The organism is Streptomyces sp. a15 (assembly GCF_059026085.1).
In genome coordinates this window covers 1-26,534 of the sequence record NZ_JBWLKM010000017.1, presented here as the reverse complement: position 1 = coordinate 26,534, position 26,534 = coordinate 1, and the positions used below count along the sequence as shown (strand labels likewise).

The following is a 26,534-nucleotide window of genomic DNA, read 5'->3' as shown; positions in this document are numbered from 1 at the left end:
CTGGTCCGAAAGATGTATCGAGCAACCAGGAAGCCCGTGGACACCAGCGAGAGCAGCAGCGAACCACAGACGCCGGCCGCGGACGAGGGGAAGCGGACCCGGCGCGGTCGGCGCCGCTGGGCCATGGACACCCGCCCGCTGCGCCGGCCGGCCTACCGCCGGCTGTGGTCCTCGACGATCGTCACCGCCGTCGGCAGCCAGCTCACCGCCGTCGCCGTGCCCAAGCAGGTCTACGACATCACCGGCTCCTCGGCCTGGGTCGGCGCCGCCAGTCTCGCGGGGCTGCTGCCCCTGATCGTTTTCGCCCTGTGGGGCGGAGCGATCGCCGACAGCATGGACCGCCGCAAGCTGCTCCTGATCACCAACAGCGGCATAGCCGTGACCTCGGTGCTGTTCTGGCTCCAGGCCGTCACCGGGCTGGAATCGGTGGTCGTCCTGATGCTTCTGCTCGCCGTGCAGCAGGCCTTCTGGGGCCTGAACGCCCCCGCTCGCAACGCCTCCATCGCCCGACTGGTCCCCGAGCGGGAACTGGCCGCCGCGAACGCGCTGGGCTCGACGGTCATGCAGACCGGCCAGGTGGTCGGCCCGCTGCTCGCCGGCGTCCTCATCCCCGTCATCGGCCTGCCCGAGCTGTACCTCATCGACGCCCTCGCCCTGTGCGTCACGGTGTGGGCGGTCTACCGGCTGCCCTCGCTGCCGCCCCTCGCCGGCACCGGGCCGCGCCGCGCGGGCGTGCGGGAGATCGCGGCCGGCTTCCGCTACATCTCCCTGCACAAGGTGCTGCTGCTGTCCTTCCTCGCCGACATCATCGCGATGGTCTTCGGCATGCCCCGCGCCCTGTTCCCGCAGCTCGCCTCCCAGACATACGCGCCGTACGGCGAGGGACTCGCCCTCGGTCTCCTCTTCGCGGCGATCCCCATCGGCGCGGTGATCGGCGGACTGTTCTCCGGCACGTTCTCCCGGGCCCGCCGGCACGGCTGGATGGTCATCGGCGCGGTCGTCGCCTGGGGGGCCGCCATCACCGGCTTCGGCCTCAGCGACAGCCTGTGGTTCGCCGTGGTGTTCCTCGCCCTGGCCGGGGTTGCCGACATGGTCTCGATGGTCTTCCGCGGGGCGATCCTGCGTCCGCCGCCACCGACGAGATGCGCGGCCGTATGCAGGGCGTCTTCACGGTGGTGGTCGCGGGCGGACCCCGCCTGGCCGACGTCCTGCACGGCTCGGCGGGCTCGGCCTTCGGCGCCCGTACGGCGGTGGCGGGCGGCGGGATCCTGGTGGTGGTCGTGATGCTGAGCCTGGCCCTCGTGGTGCCGGCGCTGCGTCGCTACCGGGTCTGATGTCCCAGGGCCTGTCCGTCGGACCATGCCGCAGACGCGGGGTCTGGCACGCCCATCTGCGGCGTTGTCGTCGGTTGTCGACTCCCCCACGCTCGAACAACCTCGCGCGGGGGCCCCCATCGCGTCGACGCCCTCCTCCGCCTTGCAGCTGGACGCACCAGACCCCGCTCACCTGCGTTGATTGGGCGCCGCCGATTTCCCGCGGCCTGATCCGCCGGACAGGCCCTACAGCACGCTCCGCCGGCCCGTCGTGTACTGCTCCATGAGCTTGCCCCGGGTCGTCTCCAGCCGGTGCGCGAGGATCTCGGCGACGGACCGCACCAGGATCATGCCGAGCTGCGCGTCCTCCTCGCACAGCCCGAGCACCGCCGCCGCGTCGAACTCGTAGGCGCGCACCGGGCTGAAGGCCTCCGCGCCGAAGTCCCACCGGTACGGCGGGAACAGCCAGGACCAGCCGAGCAGGTCGCCCGCGCCGAGCCCGGCGACGGTCACCCGCCGGTGGGCGGTCACCTGCTGGGTGAGGGAGACGGCGCCGGAGCGGATGACCCAGAAGCGGTCGGCCGTGCCGCCCGCCTCGAAGATCCGGGCGTCCTCCGGGAAGGAGACCTCCCGGGCGAGCGACATCAGGCGCTGGCGCTGGGGCGACGGAAGGGCGGTGAGCAGTTTGATCGCTTTGGTCATGACGCGGGGCTCCTCGCCGGCGATGGATTCCGGTTTTTTTCCCTACGCCCATTTCAGCGGCTGCCGCCGCCCCGGGCACCTCGGCGGACGGAAGAATCGATCGCGGGGCGCCTGGGAGCCATGAGCGCGACGGGGTGCCGAGGGCAAGAAAAAGCCCTGGCTGGACGGGGGAGGCCAGCCAGGGCAGTTCAGGGGTGGCGCAAGGAGGACGCTGCGGTCGACTCCGTGGCCACTATGAATGAACGGTAAACCATGCGTGGGGGTTGTGCGAAACCGAATCCGGGTCACGTGACCTGTTTCACTGAATCTTCACTCAGCGACCCGCGTGGCGACTCTGATCGTCTCCAACTCGGCGTCGGTGGCGTCCGGAAGGTTCATGCCCGCCTCCAGACCGGTGAGCAGATACCGCAGCACGGGCTCCGTCAGCCGCTCACCCGGCAGTACGGCGGGGATGCCCGGCGGATACGGCGTGATCATCTCCGCCGCGATCCGCCCGGCGGCCTCCGACACCGGCACCTTCTCCGCGGGGCCGAAGAAGGCGTCCCGGGGCAGGCATGCCTGGGTCATCCGGAGTTCGGACGGCAAGGGCACCTCCACCCGGGGGCCCGGGCGCAGTTCCGGCGCGGCCTCGGCCAGGTCCTTGAGCGCGGCGAGCAGTTGGCCGGCCGTCTCCCGGTCGTCGGCGTGCGTGATCTGCGCGCCGATACGACGGTGGTCCGTCAGATGCATGTCGATGCTCCGGTGCTCCCGCAGCCAGTCCGCGGCCTGGTACCCGGTGATCCCGAGCGCGTCGACGTCGATGATGCCGGGCAGCGGGTCCAGGTCGTCGGCCATCCCCGCGCCGCAGTAGTCGTCGCGGTCGTTGACGTGCATCCCGTCGATCGCCTCGACGGCGGCCCGCACCTCGGCGGCGAGATCCAGTGCGGCGCCCAGCAGTTCCTCGCCGTGCAGGGCCATCTGCCGCCGCCAGCCGTCGAGCCCCGCGTACAGCAGCACCGACGGGCTGGTGGTGCCCAGCAGGTCGGCGCGCATCTGCAACAGGTCCGCCGGGACCAGGTCCCCCTGCAGATGGAAGACCGAACCCTGTTCCAGACCGCTGCCCATCTTGTGGATGCTGGTCACGCAGATGTCGGCGCCCGCGTCCATGGCCCAGGACGGCAGAACCGGATGGAAGGGCAGATGCGCGCCCCACGCCTCGTCCACGATCAGCGGGACCGAGCGGCGGTGACAGACCTCGGCGACCGCGCTCAGGTCCGCGCAGGCTCCGTACGGCGTCGGACTGGTGATCAGCGCGCCCTTCGCGTCCGGATGCGCCTCGAAGGCCTTCTCGAAGTCCGCGGTGGACGGCGGATGTGCCAGATGCCGCTCGGCGTCCCACCGGGGTTCGATCCAGACCGGCTCGATGCCGGAAAGGATGAGCCCCGACACCACGGACTTGTGGGCGTCGCGCCCGATCAGCAGCTTCTCGTGCGGGCCCGCGACAGCCAGCATCGCCGCCTTGACGGACAGCGAGCTCCCGCACGTGGTGAAGAAGGTGTGGTCGGCATGCACGGCGTCGGCCATCAACTCCTGGGCCCGCTCCAGCACCCGGCCCCGGGTGAGCCGGTCGTCCAGCCCGCCCGACGCCAGTACGTCACCGAAGAACACCGCGTCACCGAGCACCTCCCGCACCGCGGGATCGGCACCCCGGGCCTGCTTGTGACCCGGCGGCGCGAACGACATCCGGCCCTGGCGGTGATAGTCGGCCAGGGCTTCCAGAACCGGTGCGCGGGTGTGATCGGCAGCCATGGACGACGGGTTCCCGGACCGGGCGCCCGCCAATCCGCCGACTGTGCCCGTCACTCCTGCGCGCTGTGCTTGCCCGGCGTCAGGATCTCGTCCAGCACCGTGACCACGGCCTCGAACGCCAGCGTTCGTACGCCCGCGTCACGAGCCCCGTCCGGGTCCGCCCGGCGAAGGTCGTCGCTGCGGGTACGCCAGGTCCGTTCCTCCTCGGCCGCACAGGCCCGGGCGCGTTGGATACGTCGCAGCAGTTCGTCTGAGTCCACCACATCGGTCATGGCATCCGCGTACCCGCTTCAGGCGCAGGGATGGCACGGGTTCCCGCCCGGCACGAGAGGTTTGGCACGCCGGGGAGGGGTCAGCCGAAGAGGAGAGACCTGCGGAAGCTCACGCAGCGTGACACTGGAGCCGCTCGCAGCCGGGGCAGTCCGGCCGTCTGTCCGCGGGGGCCTGTGAGGTGTCCGCGCCCGGCCGCGATCGCCGCGGTCGGCACCGGGCGCGGTTCTCTTCTTCAGCAAATCAGGGAGCTACAGGGATGTGCGAGGAGCACAGGACCGAATACGCCCTCCAGCCGTCGTTCGCCGCGGACCGGCGCGGGCAGCCAAGGCTGTGCAAACCGGCCGACGCGCGCCGGGCGGTCGAACGGGCCGTGGCCGAACGCTGCCGTGCCGACCACACCCCGTGCGACGCGAATGCCCTCTCCGACGCCCTGCTCGTCGCCTCGGAACTCACCACCAACGCGATCCTGCACGGCGGCGGCATCACCGACTTCCACGTGGACATCGTGGGACCCGGCGTCCGCGTGTCGGTGAGTGACCGCAGCGACGAACTGCCGGTGGTCGACCCGCCGGTGGACCGGTACGGCCGACGGCGCGTCGGCGGCCACGGCTGGCCGATCGTCTGCCGGCTGTCCCGCGACGTCCGGGTCACCGACCTGCCCGCGGGCGGGAAGTGCATCACCGCCGTGGTGCCCCTGTCCTGAAGACTTTTCGGAACCGGAGTTTGCACCCAGGGGGGCAGGGCAGACGCAGAATCGTGCTTCGGACCGGAGGCGCGCCAGCGGGAGCGGTATGGCTGCCCCGGGGCCCTTCCAGGTCATCCGGGCAGCGCCTTTCCCTCCCGCGGTAACCACCTGAAACGACGTTCAGGAGCGATTCCGCATGCTCATCGATATGTCGACCAGCCGTCCCGGTGCATCCGCTCGGCAGACCGCTCCGACCCGGCGCCGGCACGACGACGCCCCCGACACGACCGCCCTGTTCACCCGACTGGCCGCCCTGGACGACGGCCCCGAGCGTGACGCCCTCCGCGACGAACTCGTCACCGCCTGGCTGCCCATGGCCCACCGGATCGCCGGCCGGTTCCGCGACCGCGGGGAGTCCGTCGAGGACCTCCGGCAGGTGGCGGCGCTCGGCCTGGTGAAGGCGATCGACCGGTTCGAGCCGGAGCGGGGCGCCTTCGAGAGCTATGCCGTGCCGACCATCACCGGCGAGGTCAAGCGCCACTTCCGGGACCGGATGTGGGCGCTGAGGGTGCCCCGCAGGGTGCAGGAACTGCGCAACAAGGTGCGGGTGGCCCGACGCGAGCTGACCCAGAGCCCCGGTTCCTCCGAGCCGTCGGCCGCCGACATCGCGGCCCACACCGGTCTGACCGAGGAGGAGGTCGCCGCGGGCATGGAGGCGCTCGAAAGCTTCAGCACCCTGTCGCTGGACGCCGAGCTCTCCGCCGGCGACGACGGCTACAGCCTCGCCGACACACTCGGCTCGTCCGACGCCTCCTACGAGGTCGTCATCGACCGCGAGTCGGCCAAGGAGGGGCTGCGCCGACTGCCCGAGCGTGAGCGGGCCATCCTCTACATGCGCTTCTTCGAGGACATGACCCAAAGCCGCATCGCCGACCGGCTCGGCATCTCCCAGATGCATGTCTCCCGGCTGATCAGCCGCAGCTGCGCCCGGGTGCGCGACGAGGTGCTGGGGCAGCGGGCGAACCGGTGCGGCCCCGGCGGCCGGGCACTGTGAGCGAGAAGGGAGCGAGACGGATGCTGAGGCCCCATCCGGCGTTCCTGCGCCGACTCGTCGAGCAGTACGAGTCGCTCCGGGCCGAGGAGACCGCGCGCGGCCCGGACGCACCGAGCCCGCGCGCCCTCGACCTGGCCTACACGCTCTGTGTGTCGACCGGCACGCGTGACGTGCGACTGGCACTGGACACGGCACACCGCCTGCTGAGGGCGGTGCCGGAGTCCAAGTCCGCTCCGCTGGCCGAGTGACGGGGCTCGCATGGAGATCCCCTGACGCGTCTGCACCGCCATACCGGGCGTCCCCACGGCGCGACGCCAAGCCGCCCGCGCCGTGGGGACGCCCCGCCCCGCTCGACGGGGTGTGCTCGTCCGGGACCAGGGCATTCGGATTCCAGGAGGTCTACATGAACACGGGTGCCACGGCGCGAACTCCCCGGATGGAGGCCCGCCGGGTCGCGAAGGGGTCGGCAAGTGAAGGGGCCGCGCGGGCCGGACTGACCGCGCGGGGAGTGATCTACCTGCTGGTCGGTGTCCTGGCCCTGCAGATCGCCTTCGGCGACGGCAAGCGTCAGGCCGACCGCGGCGGCGCCCTCGCCGAACTCGCCGACCAGCCGTTCGGCGCGGCACTGCTGTGGGCGCTCGGCATCGGCCTCGTCGGCATGGCCCTGTGGCGGCTGTCCGAGTTCCTTTTCGGCTCGGTCGGGCCGGACGGCCGTAAGGCGAGGAAACGACTGCTGTCGGCCGTGCGGTGCGCCTTCTACACCTTCGTCGCCTACTCCGTGCTGTCCTTCGCCGCGGGCTCGGGCGGCAGCGGATCCAGCGACGAGCAGTCCAAGGACGTCACCGCGCGGCTGCTGGAGGTCCCCGCCGGGCAGTGGCTGGTCGGCGGGGCCGGCGCCGCGATCACCGTCGCCGGCGTGTGGATCGCCGCGCGGGCGGCGCTGCGCAAGTACCACGACAAGCTCAGGCTCGGCCAGATGTCGCCACGCACCAGGCGACTTGTCGACGTCACGGGCGTGGCCGGCGGCGTGGCGCGCGGAGCGGTGTTCGCCGTGGCCGGTGCCTTCGCCGTGCGCGCGGCCGTCGACTACGAACCCGACAAAGCCAAGGGACTCGACGACACCCTCCGCTCGTTCGCCGACACTCCGCTCGGGCCGTGGCTGCTGGTCTGCGTCGCGGCCGGCCTCGTGCTCTTCGGGCTGTTCTCCTTCGCGATGGCCCGCTGGCGCCGGGTCTGAGAGGCGGCGCAGGGTTCCGGGAGCCGGGATCGCGTCTGAGATTCGGCACACGGGGAACACGGACCAGATGAACGAACCCGAGCTCCCGCCCGACGGCCGGCCCGTGGACGTCTACCTCGACCTGCTGCGCGTCCGCATGGAGACGGAGGACTACCGTCTCCTGCTCAGCGTGGTCGAACCGGTTCTGCGGGCGATCGAGGAACAACGCCTGCCCGCACTCGACTTCGCCCTCGACGAGACGCATGCCGAGGGGCTGCCCCAGGAGGTCCGCGACGAGGCGGCGCTGGTCATCGCCACCGCCGTCACGGGCCGACTGGACAACGAGGTGGTCGAACTGCACGTCGAGGACACCGGCCCGGTCCGGGTCGTCACCGACGCGGCCACCGCGTCCGACCCCGTGCGCCTCGGCGAGATCGCCGACTACATCCGCGAACGACAGCGGATGAACGACGAACTGCGCGGCATCGCCGAAGTGAGCGACCTGCCGACGGACATCTGAGGCGAGCGCCCCGCTGTCACCGCCGGGGTGCCGGCACCGGCATGCCCAGCGGCCGGGCCAGCCCCGCCACCGACTCGTCCAGGCGTTGCAGATGCCGCAGCACGCGGTCGGTGACCCGGCCGTACCGGGGTGTGCCCGGGACGTCCGGCTCCAGGAGCGAGGCGATGCTCGGGCCGGTCTCGATCTCGACGGCGGCCCGCTCGTCGGCGACGTGCGCGGCGAGGGCCCCGATGTTGTGCTGGATCCGCCGCCCGGCCCGGCGCAGCCTCGGGTCCGCGGCGATCGAGGGGTGGGTGGGCAGCAGTTCGGCCGTCGCGGCCAGCGAACGCGCGTGGTACGCGCAGGTCTCGAGCAGCGCGACGACATAACGGGCGGTGTCCCGGCGGGCCCGCAGCGGCGTGACCGGGTGGGTGAGCGGCTGGGTGGCGGCGCGCAGGTCGGCCAGTGCCTGGTCCAGGTCGCGCGCCTTGTCCAGCAGATCGACCGGCGGACCGCCGCTGAGCTGGTCCACCGCCCCCTCGGTGACGTCCGCGAGCCGGTCCAGGACGGTGACCAGCAGTTCGTTCGTACGGCGGTCCGTGCGCACCGGCAGCACGAACGCCGCCGCGACGATCCCGCAGGCCGCGCCGAGCGCCGTCTCCGCCACGCGCAGCAACAGCACCGAGGCGCTGTAGGTGTGCAGGAGGGTGTAGAGCACGCCCAGCGCCGCCGTGACGAAGAAGGACATCAGGGTGTACGACAAGGGCGCCGTGTAGAACATCGCGAACACGCACAGCAGCACCAGCGCGAACGCGGTCCAGGTGTGCTGTCCGACCAGCGCGGCCAGCACGATCCCGGCCATCACCCCGAACACCGTGCCCAGCAGCCGCCGGTAGCCCTTGACCAGGATCTCGCCCGTGGACGCGGTGTTGAGGAACACGATCCAGCAGGTCAGCACCGCCCAGTACCAGCGGTGGCTGGAGAGGAACTCCCCGCCGACGATCGCGAGCGACGAGCCCACGGCAACCTGCACGGCGGCCCGTGTGGTCGGCCGCCGCAGCCCGGTCTGCTCCTCGTCGCCGGTGTCGTCCTCGCCGGCGTCGATGGCGGCGTCCTCGGCGTCGAGTTCCTCGCGCGAACGGGCCGTCGCCGGGGTGTCGTCCGAGTCGTCCTGAGGTCCGTCCAGGGCGATCCGCAGGCCCAGGACCGCCCGGGAGGCCTCGCCGATGCCCCGGAAGACGTCCTGGACGGCGGGTGAGGCGGGCGGCAGGTTCTCCTCGTCGCGGTACCCGAGCAGCCGGTTGCGCACATGGGACAGGGCCGTGCCGGACTCCCCGGTGACGGGCCGCAGCACGAGCATGCGCAGCGCGTCCAGATCGCGGCGCAAGGTGGCACTCGCCTCGTCCCGCACGGGCAGATGACCTCCCGCCGGGACGGGGGCGCCGGGCAGATGCAGGGTCAGGGTGGTCGCCCGCTCGGCGCTTCGCGCGCTCAGCAGCAACAGGCCCAGCCGCTCGGCGGCGATCTCGGCGTCCGCGATACGGCGCTGCACGAGCCGGGCCGCGGCCTCGTCGGACGTGCCGTCCTCCAGCCGCCCCTGGATCATCATCGCCGTCTCGTTCAGCCGGGCGGTGCCGCTGCGCACGTCCTCCAGCGCCTTCTCCACCTCGTCCGGCCCGGCGTCGAGCAGGTCGAGCTGCGCCGACACCAGCTGGGCCAGCCTCGCGCGGAAGGCCTCGCGCAGGCGCTGGAGAATGTGCGCGGGCGTCTCGGGCACGAGCACGAACCGCACCAGCGCGCTGCTGAGGAAGGCGACGACGATGGCGCCGTACAACTCGGGCAGTCCCGAGACGGTGGCGCCGACGAACAGGGACAGGAAGTAGACCTGGAACCCGATCAGGCCGAGCGCGGTGCCGCGGTCGCCGAACCGGCGCCCGTAGACGGCGAAGAAGATGAGCGCGACGAAGAAGAGGTCGCCGGCCACCACCCGGGAGCTGAGGAGCGCGCCCAAGCTCACCGACGTCAGCGCCACCGGCAGCCCCAGTGCGAGCGTGACGGCCTGCTGCCCGCGCTGCTTCTCGCGGATGGCGAAGGTGGCGACCATCGCCGCCATGGCCCCCGCCACCAGATGCGTGACGTCGACGTCGAGAAAACTGAGGACGGCCAGCGTCAGGGCGATCGCGCCCACGGTCCGCAGACCGGCGGTCAGTCTCAGCAGACCGGGATCGGACGCGGCGATGCCGTCCCGCAGTCGTGCCCGCGCCGACCGTCCCGCTGCCTTCACGCCGCCGTACTCACTCCCGTGTCCCGTCATGATCTCCGGCATCAGCATGACACGGCGGGGCGGGCCTCACCGGTCCCGGGTCTCGGCCAGGGTGTACGCCACGAGGGCGTTGGCATGGCCGTGGCCGAGGCCGTGCTCCGTCTTCAGCCAGGTGACCAGCTCCATGTGCCGGGTCAGCGGCGAGGAACGGATGAGTTCCTGCCACTCGGCGATCGGCCGGCCGTACTTCTTCTCGATCGAGGGGAAGTAGCTCGCGGGGCCCTTCACGGTCTCGGCCATGGCGGTTGTCCTTTCGCTGTGACGCTGTCCTGTCCCTCCTTTGACCGCCGACCGGCCGGCAACTGATCGGCGGTCCAGAGTGACCTACGTCACGTGCGGAGAAGCGTCACTGCTCGATCCGCTCGGAGCCCTCGACATGGGCCCGCACCTTTTCCGGCGTCAGATAGGCGTCGACGGCTGCCAGGTCCTTCAGTTTGAGGGACCTGCCGTGCTGGAAACCGGTGCGGACGAAATCGTCGCCGGCGACCGCGTTGAGCACCCAGTTCGTCATGACCCGGGTCTTGGCGACGTTGGTGCGCAGCGCCGACCAGTGGTAGCCGCGGGCCACCGCCTGGGCGGGCAGGCCGCGCAGTTCGATGCCGAGCGGCTTGGAGACGGCGTCCGTGCCGCCGAGGTCGACGACCAGGCCGAGGTCCTTGTGGACGTACGGCTTCGTCGGCTGATTGCGCAGCGTCGCGATGACGTTGTCGGCGACGTGCTTGCCCTGCCGCAGCGCGTGCTGCGCGGTCGGCGGGCACACCGCGCCCTCCACCCCCTTGGCCTCGTCGGGCACCGCGGCGGCGTCGCCGAGCGCGAACACCCCGTCCTGGCCCGGCAGGTTCATGTCGGCCGTGACCGCGAGCCGCCCCCGCACGGTCTCCGCTCCGAGCGTGGCGATGAGCGGGCTCGCGACCACACCGGCGGTCCAGATCAGGGTGCGGGTGGGGATCACCCGGCCGTCGGTGAAGGTGACCTCTTCCGGGCCCGCCTTTTCGATCGAGACCCCCAGCGAGATCTCGATGCCGCGCCGGCGCAGGATCTCCGTGGCGCTGCGGCCGAGCTTGTCGCCCAGCTCCGGCATCAGCTTCGGGGCGATGTCGATCAGATGCCACTTGATCAGACCCGGATCCAGGCGGGGGTAGCGCTTGACGGCGGCGTGCGTGAGGCGCTGCAGGCAGGCCGCGGTCTCGGTGCCGGCGTAGCCGCCGCCGACCACCACGAACTGCAGCCGCGCGGCGCGCTCGGCCGGGTCCTCGCTCGCGTCGGCGAGGTCCAGCTGGGAGATGACGTGGTCGCGGACGTACGCGGCCTCGGCGAGCGTCTTCATGCCGAAGGCGTTGTCGGTGAGGCCGGGGATGTCGAAGGTGCGGGTGACGCTGCCGGGGGCCAGCACGATGTAGTCGTACGGCTCGTCGACGATCTGGTCGGTGATGGTGCGGATGACGCAGACCTTGGCCTTGAGGTCCACGCCGATCGCACCGCCCGGAATGATCCGGGTGCGGTACTTCTTGCTGCGGCGCAGCGAGACGGCGATCGACTGGGGCGTCAGCACGCCGGAGGCGACCTGGGGCAGCAGGGGGAGGTAGAGCTGGTAGGCGCGCGGTGTCACCAGGGTGACGTCGGCCTCGTCGGGGGAGAGTTTGCGTTCCAGACGGCGAACGCACTCCACGCCGGCGAAGCCTGCGCCAACCACCAGGATCCTGGGTCGTGTCACGGTGTTCATCCCTTTCTGCGGCTCCAGGCGGTATGCCTCGGACGCCTTTCGCCTGCCCGTGGATCGCTGCTTGGCACCTCATCGATCCCGGGCGGACGAACGCGTCGAGCACCACCATGCCCGCCCGGCAGCCGTTGCGCACCGGGGCGCTCGTGAAGATCGTGGGACAGAAGCCGTGGACGGCGCCTCAGGCGGCCAGATGACACAGCAGCAGGCACACGTCGTCGTCCCGTTCGGAGTCGCTGAGCAGGGGGGCGAGGATCCGGTCGGCCGAACCCTCCAGGTCCGCGTCCAGCTCCGCGGAGTCGAACGACCCGAGCGCCCGGGCCAGGCGTTCGATGCCCGGGTCTATGCCCTGGGCGCGCCGCTCCACCAGGCCGTCCGTGTACAGCGCCAGCGTGGAGCCGGGCGCGAGCGGCGCGGTGTGGTCGTGGATCTCCTGCCGCAGCGGGATGCCGAGCATGGCGCCCGGCTTGGCGTCCAGCGTGCGCACCTGCCCGTCGGGGGTACGCAGCACCGGCGGCGGATGACCCGCGGCCGCCCAGGTCAGCGTCGGGTCGCCGGGGCGGAAGCGGGCGATGACCGCGGTGGCGTACAGATCCGGCTGGAGATGGTGCAGGAACGTGTGCAGCTGCGTCAGCAGCCGGCCGGGGCTGCCGCCGTCGACGGCGTAGGCCCGCAGCGCGGTGCGCAGCTGGCTCATCATCACGGCCGCGTGCAGACCGTGTCCGGTGACGTCGCCGATGACGGTGATCAGGCTGCCGTCGGGCTGCCGGAACGCGTCGTACCAGTCGCCGCCGATGTTCAGCCCGCGCGTGGCCGGCAGATAGCGGGCGGCCAGACCGAGACCCGGCGTGCTGGGCAGGTCGGTGAGCAGGGCACGCTGGAGCGTCTCGGCGATGTCCCGGTTGTGCTCGAAGCGCCGGGCGTTGTCGATGGCGATGCTTGCCCGTCTGGTGAGCTCGATCAGCATCACGGCGTCGTCCGGGTCCCAGCGGTCACCGGGCGGCGACAGGGTCAGCACGCCCAGCGGGGTGCGCCGCGTCGGCAGCGGGATGCACAGCAGGGGCCGGGCCGGATCCAGCGCGGAGGGCGGCTGGTCCACGACGCCGGGCAGGCCGCCCGGATGGTCGGCCGCGTACTGCGGGCGGCCGGTGCGCGCGGCGAGTACGGCGGCGGCCGGGTGCGGGGCGGGCGGATGCCGGTCGTCGTCGCCGTCGAACAGCCAGACGTCGACGCTGCGGGCGTACTCGGGCACCAGCAGTTCCGGCAGCAGGCGCACGATCTCGTCGTGGTTCAGCGACGCCGTCAGGACGGCGCTGGCGTCCGCCAGGAACGTCAGCCTGCGGCGGGCGCTCTCCGCCTCGGTGCGTGCCTTGCGCTCGGCGGCGAACGCGTCGCGCTGGGCCCGCCCGGCGGCGTCCAGCTCGGCGTGCAGCGCCAGCACGCCCTGGTTGGTCTGGTGCAGCTCCTCCCGGTGGAAGGCGACCAGTTCCTCCTGTTCGCTGAGCCGCTCCAGCACCAGCGCGGTGTCCTCGTCGGCGCCCAGCAGGGCCTCCGCCAGGACCGCCGGGTCGTCCGCCACCGCCGTGCCGTCGGGTGCGTCCGCCGCCCGGTCGCAGTGGACCGTCGTACGCCACGGCGGCTGTGCGGCGGCGGCACCCGTGCCGTGCCACGGGGTCACCACCACATGCAGGAGTCCCTCCTCGGCGGGCGCGGCCGTGGTGTCCAGGGTGAGCCGCCAGGTGCCGCCCTTGGTGAGGCACTGCCGCAGCTGGGAGCTGAGCGCCGTGGTCAGACGGGTGCGGTCGAGGGCGGACACGCCGTACGCGGCGGCGAGGCGGGCGGTGGCGATCCGGGCCCGGGCCGCGTCGACGACGGTGGTGATCTGCAGGCTGCGGGTCATGGAGCCTCCGCCGGAGTCGGGGCGAGTACCGCCACGGCCGTGTCGTCCCGCACCGGCCACGCGGAACTGCTCGCGTCGCGCACCGTGACGGCGGCCACGACGGCCGGGTCGGCGGCCGGCAGGTCCGCGTCGGACGGCGGTGTCCAGCGGCTGGGCAGGCCGTCGCTGTGCAGGATCAGCAGCCGGTCGGCCGCCCAGGTCAAACGGTCCTCCCGCAGCGTCGCGTGCCGGTGGACGCCCACGATGCCGGGCCGGGACAGCAGGGAACGCCACCTCTCGCCCTCACGCAACCGGGCCCCTATGTTGCCGACGCCCGCGAACCGCAACAGCCCGGCACCGGTCTCCACCTGGGCGACGGCGACGGCCGCGCCCCGCGTGCCGCGCAACGCCGTGTCGAGGTACACCAGGGCCTCGGCAGGCGGGAGGTGGGCGGCGCGATGCAGGGCCTGAACGGCCGCCGTCGACGCGCGGGCCGCCTGCGGACCGTGCCCCAGCCCGTCTGCCAGCATCAGGGTCAGCCGGTCGCCCGAGCGGACCCACGCCCAGGCGTCGCCCGAGTACTCCGCCCCGGCGAACGGCACGTTCACCCCGCCGGCCCGCACCACGGCGACCGGCGCCGGGTCCTTCGGGCGGGCACCGACCCGGGCCAGCGCCACCGTGCCCCGGCCCGGCGCACTGTGCAGCCCGAAGCCGTCGGCGATACGGCGGCACGTGCCGAGCCCGGCCCCGAGGGAACGGGTGGTCGAGAAACCGTCGCGCAGGGCGGCGGCGACATCGGCCATGCCGGGACCGTGGTCGATCGCGGCGATCTGCACCAGACAGGCGCCGTCCGAGGGCATGGGCGGGGCCACGAGGTCGACGAGCATCCGGCCGCCCCCGGCGTGCTTGAGCAGGTTGGTGGCCAGCTCGGTCGCCACCAGCGCGGCGGCCGCCGTACGCGCCTCGTCGAGCCCCGCCAGGGCCGCCGCACGCTCCGCGGCCACCCTCGCGTCCCGCACCCGGGTCGAGTCGTGGACCGGGACCTCCCACACGCGCGGCATCAGAACTCCCCGCGCGGGCGCGGCGACCGGGCCGCCCAGGAGACCACCGTGACCTTGGTGCCGACCCCCGGAGTGCTGTCGACGGCGAACTCGTGCACCAGGCGGCGCGCACCGCCCAGGCCCATCCCCAGCCCGTCGCCGGAGGTGTAGCCGTCGCCCAGCGCCCGCTCCAGGTCCGGGATGCCCGGCCCCTCGTCGGAGAACGTCAGCCGCAGCCCGCGCGTGTGCCCGTTGGTCAGGCCCGCCGTCTCCATCCGGCCGCCCCCGCCGTGCACGAGGGTGTTGCGGGCCAGTTCGCTGGCCGCGGTGACCAGCTTGGTCTGCTCCACCAGGCCGAAACCGAGCAGGCCGGCGGCCTGCCGCACATGCTGGCGCACCCACACCAGATCCATGTCCGAACGGATCGGCAGGCAGGCGTCGACGCCCGCGGCTGTCTCCATCACCGGCTCTCCTGGCGTGGGCCACCGGAGCGGGAGGCCGGATCGGGCCCCGCGAGGAGGTCCATGGCCGCCTCCGTGGAGAGCGCGGTGCGCAGCCCCGGAAGCGTCAGCCCCAGCTCCACGAGCGTGATCGCGACCGCCGGACGCATGCCGGCCACCACGGTCCGCGCGGCCAGCAGCGAGGCCTGTGCCGCGATCTCGGCCAGCACCCGCCCGAGGAACGAGTCGACGATCTCGACACCGGAGATGTCGATGACCAGGCCGCTCACCCCGGTGCCCGCGACGGTCTCGCCGATGTCCTGCTGGAGCTGCTGCGCCGTGCTGTCGTGCAGGTCCCCCTGGAGGGTGACCAGGAGGACGTCGCCGAGCCGGAGGACCGGCACGTGCCCCGTGACAGGGCGGGAGAAGTCGTGGTTCACCGGGGCCCCGCACCACCGGGGGTCGCGTTGATGATGTCCGCCCCCAACTCGTGCAGGGCGTAGGCCAGGGCGTCGGCCAGGCTCGCCCGGGTGACCACCGTGCCCAGGTCCAGGCCCAGATGGACGATGGTCTGCGCGATCGCCGGACGGATGCCGGAGACGACGCACTCAGCGCCCATCAGCCGGGCAGCCGCGACCGTCTTCATCAGGTGCTGGGCGACCAGGGAGTCGACGGTCGGCACACCGGTGATGTCCAGGATCGCGAACCTGGCGTGCTGGTCGACGACGGCCTCCAGCAGCGTCTCCATCACGACCTGGCTGCGGGCACTGTCGAGCGTCCCGATCAGAGGGACGGCCACGATGCCGTCCCAGAGTTTGATGACCGGCGTGGCCACTTCCATCAGCTGCAGCCGCTGTCGCTCGATGAGGGCCTGTCCCTCGCTCAGCGCCGTCTCCAGCACGACCAGCCGCATCGTCCCCATGAGCACGGTCAGGGCCGTCGTGCAGTCCCGGACCAGCTCGGTCGGTTCCTCGGGGAGGTCGGCGACCAGGAGGTTCTCCACGGGCGGGCGCAGCGCGTCCACGTCGTTCGAGACCTGCGCGGTGGTGAAGCCGGCCCGGGAGCGGGCCGCGCCCATCCGCGACAACTGCTCGCGCACCACGGTGAATCCGGCGGCGTCGGGATCGTGTACCTGATCCGTGTCGGCGACCTGGGCCAGCGCGTCGACGACGATCCTGCCCGCTTCCACCGCCTTGTCCCGCGAGACGGTGAACACCGTACGGAACAGCGGCTCGCCGGCCCACCGCTGGGAGATCTGCTCGGCGCGGCGGCGCAGGAAGGCCCCGACCTCCCGTGCCGGCGACCCGTGCTGCCCTGTCGATTCGTGCTCCGGCACCTGTTGTCTGCTCCTAGCCCTGCTCGTCGGTGTCTCGTCGTACCCAACCGCTGTGGGAATCAGGCCCGTTGCCCGTCCGGACCGGCCTGGCTCTCGTCCCGGTCCTCGTCGTGGGCGTCGACGCGGGCGAGCGCCTCCTCCAGCCCCTCCGAGACCGGGACCGTGATGCTGACGCCGGTGAGGTCCAGGATCCGGCGCACGGCCGGAGTGGGGGAGATGATGTGCACGCTCCCCGGAAGGGTGCGGGCCTCCTGGTACACCCTCAGGATGATGTTCATGCCGGAGGAGTCCATGAACGGCACGGCCGACAGGTCGAGCAGGAAGTGCTGTCGGCCGTGGTGGAGTTGGTTCGCCAGATGGTGCTGGAACTCGGTCGCGGTGTCGACGTCCAAGTAGCCTTCGACCGTTATCAGGGCCACGTCCTCGCGGGGCAGCGTGACCTCGATGGACAGCGGGTTCTGGGCAAGGGGCACGGGTACCTCCAACAGGTGCTGACAGCCAGGGCCGATTACCCCTGGCGGCGACTTCGATGCACGCCGGTTCGGTTCCTGGGTGGTGATCAACCTCTCATCCGGGCTTAGTCGTTCACGCGGTGGCCGACGGTCGCCTGGCGGTCGCCCGGTCATCCACCGCGCCCCCGCGCATACCCCTGAATCGCTCCCCCATTCACGGGCAACTGTTGCCGAACGGCACCGAATGCACGTGCGGGAGGCGGGTAACTGCTGCTGTGGAGGCCGGAGGAGGGAGCAGCGTGGCCGTTGACAGGATCTGGTCGTACGCGCCGGGCAGCGGGTACGTCGAGGGGCAGGACCTGACGGGGTTCACCGTCGCCGCCGGCGACGGCGCCCTCGGCAGGGTGGACCGGCAGGCCGACCCCCGGGGCATGCGGCACCTGGTGGTCGACACCGGCGTCTGGCTGTTCGGCGGGAGCGTCCTCGTACCCGTCGGCGTCGTCACCGGGATCGACGCCGGGGCCCGCAGAGTCACGCTGGCCTGCACCGTGGGGGAAGTGAAGGCGGCACCCCGCTTCAAGACCGACAGCGAGACGAGGGATCCCGCGTATCTGACCGCCGTCGGCGACTACTACCACCGGCTGCCGCCGCGAGAGACGACCACGGTCTGACGGCCGCGGGGTGCGGGACGCACCGGCCGGGCGGATCTCAGGGACACGACACGCATGGAACACATCGACGCGGCCACGACCGCGCTCTTCGACCACCACCCCTCCGGCGACCCGCCACGGGCTACGGTGACGAGTCCGGCGACGGCCCGCGCCTACGCGCGGTCGGTGGTGCGCGAGCGCTGGGAATCCCCCTCCCGCAGGGCGCGGGACGAGGACATCGTGGACATGTTGCTGGTCGTCTCCGAACTGGTCACCAACGCCGTACGGCACGGTGAGGGGTTGGCCGGGTTCCATGTGACACCCACCCAGGAAGGCCTGCGGGTGGCCGTCCGCGACCACAGCGACCTCGTCCCCGACGTCTCGCAGGGCGCCGGCGCCTTCCCGGCCGGGCATCACGGCAACGGTTACGGCTGGCCCCTGATCATCCGCCTGGCCCGCGAGATCACCGTCGACCGGCATCCCGGCGGCGGCAAGACCATCGGCGTGCTGGTGCCGCTGCGACCGGCACCGTGACCGGGCGGCGTCGGCTCACCAGGGCAGGAAGACGTGGATGTCCTTGCCGCCGTCGTCCGTCACCACGCTCACCTGGTCGCACAGCGCGTGCACCAGATGCCAGCCGATGCCGCCACCGCCGTGCCGCGGATCGAAGGGGCGCGGCGCGGGCGGGGTGCTGCTGGTGTCGTGGACGGTCACATGGACGCCGTCGAAGGTCCGGCGCATACGCAGGGCGAACGAGCCGGGGGCGTACTGGACCGCGTTGGCGGCCAGCTCCGTGACGACCAGCAGGATGTCGTCCCAGTACTCGGGTGCCGCGGGAGGCGCGGTGCGTGCGAGGTCACGGAGGAATTGCTCCGCGGCGAGGCGCGCACCCGTCACGTTCTGCGGCTCGCCCGCGAAACTGGTGCTGCGGCTCGGGATCGCCTCGGAAGCCAGTGTCTTGTCCCAACGCGGCTCGCTTGCCATGTCGCCTTTCCGGCCCGGCATCAGCAGGGCTGTCGTCCTCTCTCATGCGTCGCAGGGTTCGTGTTCCCGAGGGCGCGGAGCCTACGCGTTCTCGGGACATCGGGTCGGCGGCAGGTCCCTCACCGGAACACGTTGTCCGCGTCGTCCCAGCTCGCCGAGTCGTCCGGCACGACCTGCCGCCCGCCACGTGAGCGCGCCTGGTACATCGCGTCGATCTCGAACGCGTACGCCCGCACGATCAGATCCCGGCGCAGCTTCATCGACGGCGTCATCAGCCCGCTGGCCAGGTCGAACGGTTCCGGGAGCACCCGGAACACCCGGATGGACTCCGAGCGCGACACGGCACTGTTGGCCGCCGCCACGGCCCGGGTGATCTCCTCCCGCAGCGCGTTCTCCTCCCGCGCCTCCCGGTTCGGCGCGTCGCTCTGCCACGCGAGGCCGGCCCGCCAGTGCGCGAGGAACTCCGGGTCCAGCGTGATCAGCGCCCCGACGCAGGGCCGGTTGTCGCCGACGATCACCGCCTGGTGGATGAGCGGGTGCATCCGCAGCCGGTGTTCCAGGGCGGCCGGGGCGACGCTCTTGCCGCTGTTGGTGATGATGACGTCCTTCTTGCGCCCGGTGATCGTCAGATATCCCTCGGGGTCCAGCTGCCCGATGTCCCCCGTGGCCAGCCAGCCGCCGTGCAGCGCGGCCCGGGTCGCCGCGTCGTCGCTCACGTAGCCCTGGAACACCGACGGCCCGCGCACCAGGATCTCGCCGTCGTCGGCCACCCGGATGTCCGTGCCCGGCAGGGCCTGTCCGACGGTGCCGGACTTCTCCCGCCCGAGCGGCTGCATCGTGATCCCACCGCTCGTCTCGGTGAGCCCGTACCCGTCGTGGACGTAGATGCCGATGCCCTCGTAGAACAGGCTCAGGTCACGGTTGAGCGGGGAGCCTCCCGACGTGGCGCGGCGTGCCCGGCCGCCGAGGGCGCCCCGCAGCTTGCGGTACACCGTGCGTTCGTACAGGGCGTGTTGCAGCCGCAGATCGAAGCCCGGTCCGGGCCCTGCGCCCAGCCGATGCCGCTCGCACGCCGCGGCGTAGTCCCGTGCCGTCTCGGCCGCCCGCTCGAACAGGGCGCCGCGGCCCATCTGCTGGGCGGTGCGCAGGAAGGTCTTGTAGATCTTCTCGAAGACCGACGGCACGCCGTAGAAGTAGGTGGGCCGGAAGGAGCGCAGCGCCGACGACAGCGCCTCGGAGCTCAGGTCGGGTTCATGGGCCATGAGCAGACCGCCGCGCACGCACATGCCCTGGATCATGAGCCCGTACACATGGGACAACGGCAGGAAGGCCAGGACGGACCCCTGCTCCCCGGGCGGCGCGGCCGTGTGCCCCCAGCCCTCCAGGAGGGTGTCGCAGGGGCTCGCGAGGCCGCGGTGGCTCAGCGCGCAGCCGAGCGGGTGCCCGTTCGTGCCGGAGGTGTAGGCGACGGCGGCGGTGGAGTCCGGCAGGACGATGCGGCGCAGCGAGTCGACGGTGGCGAGCGGGATGAACTCGCCCCGCTGGACCAGGTCCCCGAGAGCCCCCGCGTCGAGCTGCCAGACGTGGCGCAGCCGGGGCAGCCCCGCACACACGGAACCGACCGTCATCACGCTCTGCTCGTCCTCGACGGCCACGGCCACACAGGCGGCATCCCGCAGGATCCACTCGACCTGGTCGCGCGAGGACGTCGGATGGATCGGCACGACCTCGGCACCTATGGCCCACAGCGCGTAGCCCAGGATCGTCCACTCGTACCGTGTGCGCGCCATGATGGCCACGCGGTGTCCCGGCGAGATCCCGGAGGCGACCAGCCCCTTGGCCACGTCCACCACCTCGTCCCGCACCTCCACGGCGGTCACCTCCTCCCACTCGGAGGAGGCGGCGTCGGAGCGCCGGGCCAGCATCGGCAGGGTGGGGCTGTGCGCCGCCCTGTCGAAGACACTGTCGGCGAGACCGCCGGTCAGGTGCGAGACGGCCGGGGGAGCGAGGGCGAAGTCGCGCATGCACTGCTCCTGATGTGTACGGGGTGTGACGTCGCGGACGAGCACGGTTATCCGCGGTGCTCGAATCTAGCCCAGGTGGGGGCGCCCGGTGCCCGGGAACGGAGAACTGGCCGGCCGTCGATGATCTGGGCATATTCGGGGGACTCGGACGGCATGAGTTACACGAACCCCGACCCCGATCCCGAACGCACCCCCGGCCTGGAACCCGGCGGCGGCGTGCCCCCGGGCGAGACCCCGCCGGCCGAGAGCAGCCTGCCCGAGGCGGGCCCGCGGGAGACGCACAATCCGCCCAAGGGCTGGGCCAAGGCACCGCTGACGCTGATCCTCGGCCTCGCCGTGCTGATCGCCGCGTTCTTCCTGGTGTACGCCATCGTCCTCATCCTGTGACAGCAGTGCGAGGACAGCAGTGAGAGGCGTTCGGCCCGCCCTCTCACGCCTGCGTGATGCGCACGCACTCGGTGACCACGTCCCGCAGACTGCCGGTCTCCTTCATCAGTGCCCGCTGCACCCCGGCGCCGCTGCCGATGCGCAGCAGCTCGGCGCAGGTGGCGCGGGCACGGTCGAGGTCGCCGGTCTCGGCGAGGGCCTCCCCGACGTGGTCCAGCAGGGCTCGCACCACCGTCTCCGCCGGCATGCGCCGCATGGTCGCCGGGTGCAGCAGTTCCTCGGTGAGCCCGGAGCGGGCGGCACGCCAGGCGGCCAGCCGGAGCAGGCTCACGCTGTGTCCCAGCGGCTCCCGGCCCGCCCGCCAGTCACGCGCGGCGGTCTCGACGAGGCCGCGGGCGAGGGTGGCGACGAGGACGGCGGTGCCGGAGTGCAGGCAGACGTCCGAGACCCGGATCTCCACGGTCGGGTAGCGCCGGGACAGCCGGGCGTCGAAGTAGATCATCCCCTCGTCGAGGATCACCCCGGTGGCCACCATGTCCGCGACCCGGCGGTGATAGCGCTCGGCCGAGCGGAACGGCTCGGTCGGACCGGCGGACGGCCACCGCTGCCACACCCGGCTGCGGTAGCTGCTGTAGAAGGTGTCCTTGCCCTGCCAGAACGGGGAGTTGGCGCTCAGCGCGGACAGCACCGTCAGCCAGGGCTGGATCCGGTCGATGACGGCTACGCCCTCCTCGTCGGACTCCACGGACACGTGCACATGACAGCCCAGCACGAGCTGTTCCTGGGTGGCGATCCCGTACTGCTCCGCCATCCACTGGTAGCGGCGGCCCACTCCCACCGAGGGGCTGACGGGCAGCGGCGAGGTGGCGAGCGCGGCGACGGTGCAGCCGATCTCCCCGGCGTGCCGGGCGGCCTCTTTACGGCAGCGGACGATCTCCGCCCGCAGCTCCTCCATGCCCGACTGCGGATGCGTCGCGAACTCGAGCATCTGGTTGTGCAGTTCCTTCTCGAAGACGTCCTGTTCGGCGTCGTCCTGCGCGGCACGGGCGAGCACCGCGGCGGACAGCGCCTGCGGTTCGCCGGTCTCCGGGTCGACCAGGAGGAGTTCCTCCTCCACTCCGACGGTGCGCACCTGATCAAGCCTTTCTGTGGCCCCTTGGCGGCGACGAGGATTGCTCGCTCGTGTACGACCCCGACTGCCCCTCCGGGGCCGTTCGAACACCTGCCGCCGCCGCGGAGCCTCAGCCGGGCTGCGGTACCAGCCACACCGTCGCGAGCGGCGGCAGCGTCAGCCGCAGAGCCCCGTCCTCCGGCTTGACGGGATCGGGGAAGGTGAGGTCGCTGCCGCCGTACCGCGCGGCGTCCGTGTTGAGGGCCTCGTACCACGCGGGGACGTCCTCGGGGACGCCGAGGCGGTAGTCGTGGCGGACGACGGGGGAGAAGTTGGAGACCGCGAGCAGCGGGCTGCCCTCCGCGTCGTACCGCAGGAAGGCGAAGACGTTGTCCTCGGCGGCGTCCCCGATCACCCACCGGAACCCGCCGGGATCGGTGTCGCGCTGCCAGAGGGCGGGGGTGTGGCGGTAGACGGTGTTGAGATCGCGGACCAGGTCCCGCACCCCACGGTGGTCCGGCTCCGCACTGTAGGCGGGGTCGAGGAGCCACCAGTCCGGGCCGTGCGCCTCGGACCACTCGGCGCCCTGCGCGAACTCCTGGCCCATGAAGAGGAGTTGCTTGCCGGGGTGGGCCCACATGAAGCCCAGATACGCGCGGTGGTTGGCGCGCTGCTGCCACCAGTCGCCGGGCATCTTCGACACCAGGGCCTGCTTGCCGTGGACGACCTCGTCGTGAGAGATCGGGAGCACGTAGTTCTCGCTGTACGCGTACATCATCGAGAACGTCATCTCGTTGTGGTGGTACTTGCGGTGGACCGGCTCGTGGCTGATGTAGCCGAGCGAGTCGTGCATCCAGCCCATGTTCCACTTCAGCCCGAAGCCCAGGCCGCCGCTGTCGGTGGGCCGGGTCACCCCGCCCCAGGCCGTGGACTCCTCGGCGATCGTCACCACTCCGGGCGCCCGCCGGTACACGGTCGCGTTCATCTCCTGCAGGAACGCCATCGCGGCCAGGTCCTCGCGGCCCCCGAACGCGTTGGGCGCCCACTGACCGGAATCACGCGAGTAGTCGAGGTAGAGCATCGAGGCGACGGCGTCCACGCGCAGGCCGTCGATGTGGAACTCCTCGCACCAGTACACGGCGTTGGCGACCAGGAAGTTGCGCACCTCGGTGCGCCCGTAGTCGAACTCGTACGTCCCCCAGTCCGGGTGCTCCGCCCGCCGGTCGTCTCCCGGTTCGTAGAGCGGGTCCCCGTCGAAGCGGGCCAGCGCCCAGTCGTCCTTCGGGAAGTGTGCGGGCACCCAGTCCATGATCACGCCGAGGCCGGCCCGGTGCAGGGCGTCGATCAGGTACCGGAAGTCGTCCGGTGTGCCGAGCCGTGCCATCGGCGCGTAGAAACTGGTGACCTGGTAGCCCCAGGAACCGCTGAAGGGGTGCTGTGCGACCGGCATCAGCTCGACATGCGTGAAGCCCAGTTCCTTCACGTACGACGGCAGCACGTCGGCAAGCTGTCGGTACGTCAGTCCCGGTCGCCAGGACGGGAGATGGACCTCGTACACCGAGAACGGCGCCTCGTGCACGGGTACGTCCCCGCGCCCGGCCATCCACTCCCGGTCGCCCCACTCGTACTGCGAGGAGGTCACGATGGACGCCGTGTCGGGCGGCACCTCGGTGCGGCGGGCCATCGGGTCGGCCTTGAGGAACCGTCCGCCGTACCGGGAGGTGATCTCGAACTTGTACCGGGTGCCCTCACCGATGCCCGGCAGGAACAGCTCCCACACGCCGGACGAACCCAGCGACCGCATCGGGAAGGCCTTGCCGTCCCAGAAGGTGAACTCCCCGGCCACCCGCACCCCTTGGGCGTTCGGCGCCCACACCGTGAAGCGGGTGCCGGTCACGCCCTGGTGGGTCATCGGCTCCGCTCCGAGCGCCTTCCACAACTGCTCGTGCCGGCCCTCGCGGATGAGGTGCAGATCGGTCTCGCCGAGAGCGGGCAGGAAGCGGTACGGGTCGTGCACCTCCTGCTCCTCCTCCGCGTACGCCACCAGCAGCGTGTACGCGGGGATCGCGTCGAGCGGCAGTACGCCGGAGAACAGCCCGTCGCCCTCGGAGGCCAGCTCTCTGCGCTCGCCGTCGACCACGACGCTCACCGAACGGGCGAACGGGCGCAGCGCCCGGAACACGATCCCGCCCGGCACCGGGTGGGCGCCCAGCAGCGCGTGCGGATCGTGGTGGGCGCCCGACAACAGGCGTCCACGGTCGCCGGGGTCGAGCGGAGGGGCCGTACGGCACCGGGCAGGTCCGGACGGCTCGGGCAGCGAAGGATCGTCGCGCAGGGCCACGGGTCAGTCTCCTCTCACGGCGAGACGTTCGATCGCCGCCATGGGTACAGGGAGCCAGTCCGGTCGGTGCCTGGCTTCGTAAAGGACTTCGTACACAGCTCGGTCGGTCTCGTAGGCCCGCAGCAGGCCGTGCTTCTTGCGCGGGTCCCAGCCGGCGCGGGACGCGTAGCCCGCGCAGAACGCCTCCCGGCAGCGCCGTGCCCACTCCGGCCGCCAGGGGCGGCGCTGCCGGGCGGCGTAGTCGAAGGAGCGCAGCATGCCGGCGATGTCCCGTACCGGGGAGTGGGCGCTGCGGCGCTCGTTGAGGGGGCGGGACGGCTCGCCCTCGAAGTCGATGACGAACCACTCCCGGCCCGCCCACAACACCTGCCCCAGATGCAGGTCGCCGTGGATGCGCTGGGCCGGTGGCCCGGCGTCGCAGGTGGCCAGCGCGCCGAAGGCGGCCCGCAGACCGGGCACGAAGGGCTTGAGCGCCGGCACGCAGTGTGCCGCGGAGTCCAGCCGCTCGGTCATCGCCTCCGCCGTCCGACCGCTCTCGCCGTGCGTACCGGCCGGGAAGGCCGCGGCCAGCGCGAGGTGCACCTCCGCCGTGGCCTGCCCCAGCTCGTGTGCCTGCGCGGTGAAGTCGTCACCGGTGGCGAGCGCGCGCAGCGCCAGCGTCCAGCCGTCCGACGCGTCGCGCAGATACGGCTGGAGCACGCCCAGCGTCGCCTCCTGCGGCTCGGTCGTCCGGAACCAGGCCACCGGCGCGGGCACCCGGCGGCAGCCCTGTCCGGCCAGCGCGCCCGGCACCTCCAGGTCGGGGTTGACACCGGGCTGGATGCGCCGGAACAGCTTCAGGATGAACTCGTCGCCGTACACCAGCGAGGAGTTGGACTGCTCGGCGTCCAGCAGCCGCGGCGGCAGCCCGGCCGGCACCGACACGGACGGGTCGCACTCGAACCGCAGGGGACCGGCCGAGCCCGGATGCCGCAGCCGCTCCAGGAGCAGTTGCGCCGACCGGGGGTCGTGCAGCGCGTCGTACACCGTCATGCCCGCGAACGGACCCTGCTCCGCACAGCCGATGAGCGCCCGTCCCAGGCGCGGCGACAGATGCTGCCGTACGCCGAGCAGCAGTTGGTAGCAGTCACCTGCCGGTGTGCCGCCGCCGGGGGCCGGCACGGGCGCGTGGCTGGTCTGCACCAGCAGGTGCAGACAGCCCGGGAACAGCTCCGTCATCGACAGCAGGGTGAGGTCCGTGACGGGCCGGTCCTTGCCTGCGAACCAGCGCTGCCTGGGCAGCCAGTCGCGCAACAGGCCGCCGAGCGAGACCATCGGGTCGGCGACGACCGTACGTCTGGGGCGGAGGAATGCGGTCTTCGGCATGGTGACGCGTCCTTTCGTCGGCACACGCTCAAAGTCGTCGACCGATGCGGGATGCGACTCGGGAGAGCCGGAACCAGTAGAAGCCGTGGCCGCCCAGGGTCAGCAGGTACGGCAGTTCACCGATGGCCGGGAAACGGACCCCGCCGAACAGCTCGACCGGATGACGACCTGCGAACTCCCGCAGATCGAGCTCCGTCGGCTGGGCGAAGCGGGCGAAGTTGTTCACGCACAGGACCAGGTCGTCCTCGTATTCCCGCAGAAAGGCCAGCACCGCCGGGTTGGAGGACTGGAGCTCGGTGAAGGAGCCGAGGCCGAAGGCAGGGTTCTGCTTGCGGATCTCGATCATGCGGCGGGTCCAGTGCAGCAGCGAGGAGGGCGACGCCATGGACGCCTCGACGTTGGTGACCTGGTGGCCGTAGACCGGGTCCATGATGGTCGGCAGGAACAGCCGCCCGGGATCACACGACGAGAAGCCGGCGTTGCGGTCCGGCGTCCACTGCATGGGAGTGCGTACGGCGTCGCGGTCGCCGAGCCAGATGTTGTCGCCCATGCCGATCTCGTCGCCGTAGTAGAGGATCGGCGAGCCCGGGAGGGACAGCAGCAGGGCGGTGAACAGCTCGATCTGGTTGCGGTCGTTGTCCAGGAGTGGGGCGAGCCGCCGCCGGATACCGATGTTGGCGCGCATGCGGGGGTCCTTGGCGTACTCCGCCCACATGTAGTCGCGTTCCTCGTCGGTGACCATTTCGAGCGTGAGCTCGTCGTGGTTGCGCAGGAAGATGCCCCACTGGCAGTTCGAGGGAATCGCCGGCGTCTTGGCGAGGATTTCCGAGACGGGATACCTGGATTCCCTGCGCACGGCCATGAAGATGCGCGGCATGACCGGGAAATGGAAGGCCATGTGGCATTCGTCGCCGCCGGCCCGGTAGTCGCCGAAGTAGTCGACGACGTCCTC

Annotated in this window: 26 protein-coding genes and 1 pseudogene; 9 read left to right on the top strand and 18 right to left on the bottom strand. The window is 71.7% G+C overall.

Annotated elements, in window-relative coordinates:
• Positions 1-12 precede the first annotated feature (12 nt).
• Positions 13-1,334: pseudogene (locus AC5P09_RS19425) on the top strand (MFS transporter).
• Positions 1,335-1,559: 225 nt separating this feature from the next.
• Here the strand turns inward: AC5P09_RS19425 and AC5P09_RS19420 are convergent.
• The 3 genes from AC5P09_RS19420 to AC5P09_RS19410 form a co-directional block, all read right to left on the bottom strand.
• A complete protein-coding gene (locus AC5P09_RS19420) occupies positions 1,560-2,015 on the bottom strand; it encodes a Crp/Fnr family transcriptional regulator (protein ID WP_329344368.1) in 456 nt (151 codons plus the stop codon).
• A gap of 309 nt (positions 2,016-2,324) precedes the next feature.
• Positions 2,325-3,803: an aminotransferase class I/II-fold pyridoxal phosphate-dependent enzyme gene (locus AC5P09_RS19415; RefSeq protein WP_493875082.1), complete on the bottom strand. Its 1,479-nt coding sequence runs from the start codon at positions 3,801-3,803 to the stop codon at positions 2,325-2,327.
• A gap of 50 nt (positions 3,804-3,853) precedes the next feature.
• Positions 3,854-4,075, bottom strand: coding sequence for a hypothetical protein (locus AC5P09_RS19410; protein ID WP_329344372.1), 222 nt, complete (start codon positions 4,073-4,075; stop codon positions 3,854-3,856).
• 257 nt (positions 4,076-4,332) lie between these two features.
• Here AC5P09_RS19410 and AC5P09_RS19405 point away from each other — a divergent pair, with 257 nt between their 5' ends.
• From AC5P09_RS19405 to AC5P09_RS19385, 5 genes are all read left to right on the top strand, one after another.
• The gene (locus AC5P09_RS19405) at positions 4,333-4,779 is read left to right on the top strand and encodes an ATP-binding protein (protein ID WP_493875081.1); all 447 of its coding nucleotides are present in this window, start codon (positions 4,333-4,335) and stop codon (positions 4,777-4,779) included.
• A gap of 178 nt (positions 4,780-4,957) precedes the next feature.
• Positions 4,958-5,815, top strand: coding sequence for a SigB/SigF/SigG family RNA polymerase sigma factor (locus AC5P09_RS19400; protein ID WP_493875080.1), 858 nt, complete (start codon positions 4,958-4,960; stop codon positions 5,813-5,815).
• 20 nt (positions 5,816-5,835) lie between these two features.
• Positions 5,836-6,063: a DUF5133 domain-containing protein gene (locus AC5P09_RS19395; RefSeq protein WP_493875079.1), complete on the top strand. Its 228-nt coding sequence runs from the start codon at positions 5,836-5,838 to the stop codon at positions 6,061-6,063.
• Between the two features lie 155 nt (positions 6,064-6,218).
• On the top strand, positions 6,219-7,052 hold the full coding sequence (locus tag AC5P09_RS19390; protein ID WP_493875078.1) for a DUF1206 domain-containing protein: 834 nt from the start codon (positions 6,219-6,221) through the stop codon (positions 7,050-7,052).
• Positions 7,053-7,119: 67 nt separating this feature from the next.
• The gene (locus tag AC5P09_RS19385; protein WP_266445974.1) at positions 7,120-7,551 is read left to right on the top strand and encodes a hypothetical protein; all 432 of its coding nucleotides are present in this window, start codon (positions 7,120-7,122) and stop codon (positions 7,549-7,551) included.
• 16 nt (positions 7,552-7,567) lie between these two features.
• Here AC5P09_RS19385 and AC5P09_RS19380 read toward each other — a convergent pair whose 3' ends face one another.
• From AC5P09_RS19380 to AC5P09_RS19340, 9 genes are all read right to left on the bottom strand, one after another.
• Positions 7,568-9,844, bottom strand: coding sequence for an FUSC family protein (locus AC5P09_RS19380; protein WP_493875077.1), 2,277 nt, complete (start codon positions 9,842-9,844; stop codon positions 7,568-7,570).
• Positions 9,845-9,880: 36 nt separating this feature from the next.
• Positions 9,881-10,093, bottom strand: a complete 213-nt coding sequence (locus tag AC5P09_RS19375) for a DUF4287 domain-containing protein (protein WP_266445979.1) — start codon at positions 10,091-10,093, stop codon at positions 9,881-9,883.
• A 106-nt stretch (positions 10,094-10,199) separates the two neighbouring features.
• Complete coding sequence (locus tag AC5P09_RS19370) at positions 10,200-11,576, bottom strand: NAD(P)/FAD-dependent oxidoreductase (protein WP_493875076.1); 1,377 nt, start codon at positions 11,574-11,576, stop codon at positions 10,200-10,202.
• A 178-nt stretch (positions 11,577-11,754) separates the two neighbouring features.
• On the bottom strand, positions 11,755-13,473 hold the full coding sequence (locus AC5P09_RS19365; RefSeq protein WP_493875075.1) for a PP2C family protein-serine/threonine phosphatase: 1,719 nt from the start codon (positions 13,471-13,473) through the stop codon (positions 11,755-11,757).
• On the bottom strand, positions 13,470-14,513 hold the full coding sequence (locus AC5P09_RS19360) for a SpoIIE family protein phosphatase (RefSeq protein WP_493875074.1): 1,044 nt from the start codon (positions 14,511-14,513) through the stop codon (positions 13,470-13,472). The genes AC5P09_RS19365 and AC5P09_RS19360 overlap by 4 nt, the downstream gene beginning before the upstream one ends.
• Positions 14,513-14,953, bottom strand: a complete 441-nt coding sequence (locus tag AC5P09_RS19355) for an anti-sigma regulatory factor (protein ID WP_493875073.1) — start codon at positions 14,951-14,953, stop codon at positions 14,513-14,515. The genes AC5P09_RS19360 and AC5P09_RS19355 overlap by 1 nt, the downstream gene beginning before the upstream one ends.
• Positions 14,953-15,372 carry an STAS domain-containing protein gene (locus tag AC5P09_RS19350; protein ID WP_493875072.1) on the bottom strand — a complete coding sequence of 140 codons (420 nt, stop codon included), beginning with the start codon at positions 15,370-15,372 and terminating at the stop codon, positions 14,953-14,955. The genes AC5P09_RS19355 and AC5P09_RS19350 overlap by 1 nt, the downstream gene beginning before the upstream one ends.
• The gene (locus AC5P09_RS19345) at positions 15,369-16,268 is read right to left on the bottom strand and encodes an STAS domain-containing protein (RefSeq protein ID WP_493875071.1); all 900 of its coding nucleotides are present in this window, start codon (positions 16,266-16,268) and stop codon (positions 15,369-15,371) included. Before AC5P09_RS19345 ends, AC5P09_RS19350 begins: the two co-directional genes overlap by 4 nt.
• Before the next feature lie 59 nt (positions 16,269-16,327).
• Entirely contained in the window at positions 16,328-16,741 is a 414-nt protein-coding gene (locus tag AC5P09_RS19340; protein ID WP_493875070.1) for an STAS domain-containing protein, read from the bottom strand.
• 278 nt (positions 16,742-17,019) lie between these two features.
• Here AC5P09_RS19340 and AC5P09_RS19335 point away from each other — a divergent pair, with 278 nt between their 5' ends.
• On the top strand, positions 17,020-17,391 hold the full coding sequence (locus AC5P09_RS19335; RefSeq protein WP_329344396.1) for a PRC-barrel domain containing protein: 372 nt from the start codon (positions 17,020-17,022) through the stop codon (positions 17,389-17,391).
• A 54-nt stretch (positions 17,392-17,445) separates the two neighbouring features.
• Positions 17,446-17,904 carry an ATP-binding protein gene (locus AC5P09_RS19330; protein WP_493875069.1) on the top strand — a complete coding sequence of 153 codons (459 nt, stop codon included), beginning with the start codon at positions 17,446-17,448 and terminating at the stop codon, positions 17,902-17,904.
• Between the two features lie 15 nt (positions 17,905-17,919).
• Here the strand turns inward: AC5P09_RS19330 and AC5P09_RS19325 are convergent, their stop codons facing one another.
• Together AC5P09_RS19325 and AC5P09_RS19320 are read right to left on the bottom strand one after the other, a co-directional pair.
• Positions 17,920-18,354 carry an ATP-binding protein gene (locus AC5P09_RS19325; RefSeq protein ID WP_493875068.1) on the bottom strand — a complete coding sequence of 145 codons (435 nt, stop codon included), beginning with the start codon at positions 18,352-18,354 and terminating at the stop codon, positions 17,920-17,922.
• 119 nt (positions 18,355-18,473) lie between these two features.
• Positions 18,474-20,378, bottom strand: a complete 1,905-nt coding sequence (locus AC5P09_RS19320; RefSeq protein WP_493875067.1) for an AMP-dependent synthetase/ligase — start codon at positions 20,376-20,378, stop codon at positions 18,474-18,476.
• 153 nt (positions 20,379-20,531) lie between these two features.
• Here AC5P09_RS19320 and AC5P09_RS19315 point away from each other — a divergent pair, with 153 nt between their 5' ends.
• Positions 20,532-20,765 (top strand): DUF6480 family protein, encoded by a 234-nt coding sequence (locus AC5P09_RS19315; RefSeq protein ID WP_307672564.1) that lies wholly within the window; start codon positions 20,532-20,534, stop codon positions 20,763-20,765.
• Positions 20,766-20,808: 43 nt separating this feature from the next.
• Here the strand turns inward: AC5P09_RS19315 and AC5P09_RS19310 are convergent, their stop codons facing one another.
• The 4 genes from AC5P09_RS19310 to AC5P09_RS19295 all read right to left on the bottom strand — a co-directional run.
• Positions 20,809-21,897: a glutamate--cysteine ligase 2 gene (locus AC5P09_RS19310; RefSeq protein ID WP_493875066.1), complete on the bottom strand. Its 1,089-nt coding sequence runs from the start codon at positions 21,895-21,897 to the stop codon at positions 20,809-20,811.
• A 109-nt stretch (positions 21,898-22,006) separates the two neighbouring features.
• Positions 22,007-24,217, bottom strand: coding sequence for a 1,4-alpha-glucan branching enzyme (glgB, locus tag AC5P09_RS19305; RefSeq protein WP_493875065.1), 2,211 nt, complete (start codon positions 24,215-24,217; stop codon positions 22,007-22,009).
• Positions 24,218-24,220: 3 nt separating this feature from the next.
• Entirely contained in the window at positions 24,221-25,582 is a 1,362-nt protein-coding gene (locus tag AC5P09_RS19300) for a maltokinase N-terminal cap-like domain-containing protein (protein ID WP_493875064.1), read from the bottom strand.
• 28 nt (positions 25,583-25,610) lie between these two features.
• On the bottom strand, positions 25,611-26,534 hold a 924-nt coding region (locus tag AC5P09_RS19295; RefSeq protein ID WP_493875063.1), incomplete at its 5' end, for an alpha-glucosidase C-terminal domain-containing protein.

Bases quoted from the DNA above. Each gene is read 5' to 3' on its own strand.
- AC5P09_RS19420 (WP_329344368.1), bottom strand. From the start codon at position 2,015: ATGACCAAAGCGATCAAACTGCTCACCGCCCTTCCGTCGCCCCAGCGC.
- AC5P09_RS19415 (WP_493875082.1), bottom strand. From the start codon at position 3,803: ATGGCTGCCGATCACACCCGCGCACCGGTTCTGGAAGCCCTGGCCGAC.
- AC5P09_RS19410 (WP_329344372.1), bottom strand. From the start codon at position 4,075: ATGACCGATGTGGTGGACTCAGACGAACTGCTGCGACGTATCCAACGC.
- AC5P09_RS19405 (WP_493875081.1), top strand. From the start codon at position 4,333: ATGTGCGAGGAGCACAGGACCGAATACGCCCTCCAGCCGTCGTTCGCC.
- AC5P09_RS19400 (WP_493875080.1), top strand. From the start codon at position 4,958: ATGCTCATCGATATGTCGACCAGCCGTCCCGGTGCATCCGCTCGGCAG.
- AC5P09_RS19395 (WP_493875079.1), top strand. From the start codon at position 5,836: ATGCTGAGGCCCCATCCGGCGTTCCTGCGCCGACTCGTCGAGCAGTAC.
- AC5P09_RS19390 (WP_493875078.1), top strand. From the start codon at position 6,219: ATGAACACGGGTGCCACGGCGCGAACTCCCCGGATGGAGGCCCGCCGG.
- AC5P09_RS19385 (WP_266445974.1), top strand. From the start codon at position 7,120: ATGAACGAACCCGAGCTCCCGCCCGACGGCCGGCCCGTGGACGTCTAC.
- AC5P09_RS19380 (WP_493875077.1), bottom strand. From the start codon at position 9,844: ATGACGGGACACGGGAGTGAGTACGGCGGCGTGAAGGCAGCGGGACGG.
- AC5P09_RS19375 (WP_266445979.1), bottom strand. From the start codon at position 10,093: ATGGCCGAGACCGTGAAGGGCCCCGCGAGCTACTTCCCCTCGATCGAG.
- AC5P09_RS19370 (WP_493875076.1), bottom strand. From the start codon at position 11,576: ATGAACACCGTGACACGACCCAGGATCCTGGTGGTTGGCGCAGGCTTC.
- AC5P09_RS19365 (WP_493875075.1), bottom strand. From the start codon at position 13,473: ATGACCCGCAGCCTGCAGATCACCACCGTCGTCGACGCGGCCCGGGCC.
- AC5P09_RS19360 (WP_493875074.1), bottom strand. From the start codon at position 14,513: ATGCCGCGCGTGTGGGAGGTCCCGGTCCACGACTCGACCCGGGTGCGG.
- AC5P09_RS19355 (WP_493875073.1), bottom strand. From the start codon at position 14,953: ATGGAGACAGCCGCGGGCGTCGACGCCTGCCTGCCGATCCGTTCGGAC.
- AC5P09_RS19330 (WP_493875069.1), top strand. From the start codon at position 17,446: ATGGAACACATCGACGCGGCCACGACCGCGCTCTTCGACCACCACCCC.
- AC5P09_RS19325 (WP_493875068.1), bottom strand. From the start codon at position 18,354: ATGGCAAGCGAGCCGCGTTGGGACAAGACACTGGCTTCCGAGGCGATC.
- AC5P09_RS19320 (WP_493875067.1), bottom strand. From the start codon at position 20,378: ATGCGCGACTTCGCCCTCGCTCCCCCGGCCGTCTCGCACCTGACCGGC.
- AC5P09_RS19315 (WP_307672564.1), top strand. From the start codon at position 20,532: ATGAGTTACACGAACCCCGACCCCGATCCCGAACGCACCCCCGGCCTG.
- AC5P09_RS19300 (WP_493875064.1), bottom strand. From the start codon at position 25,582: ATGCCGAAGACCGCATTCCTCCGCCCCAGACGTACGGTCGTCGCCGAC.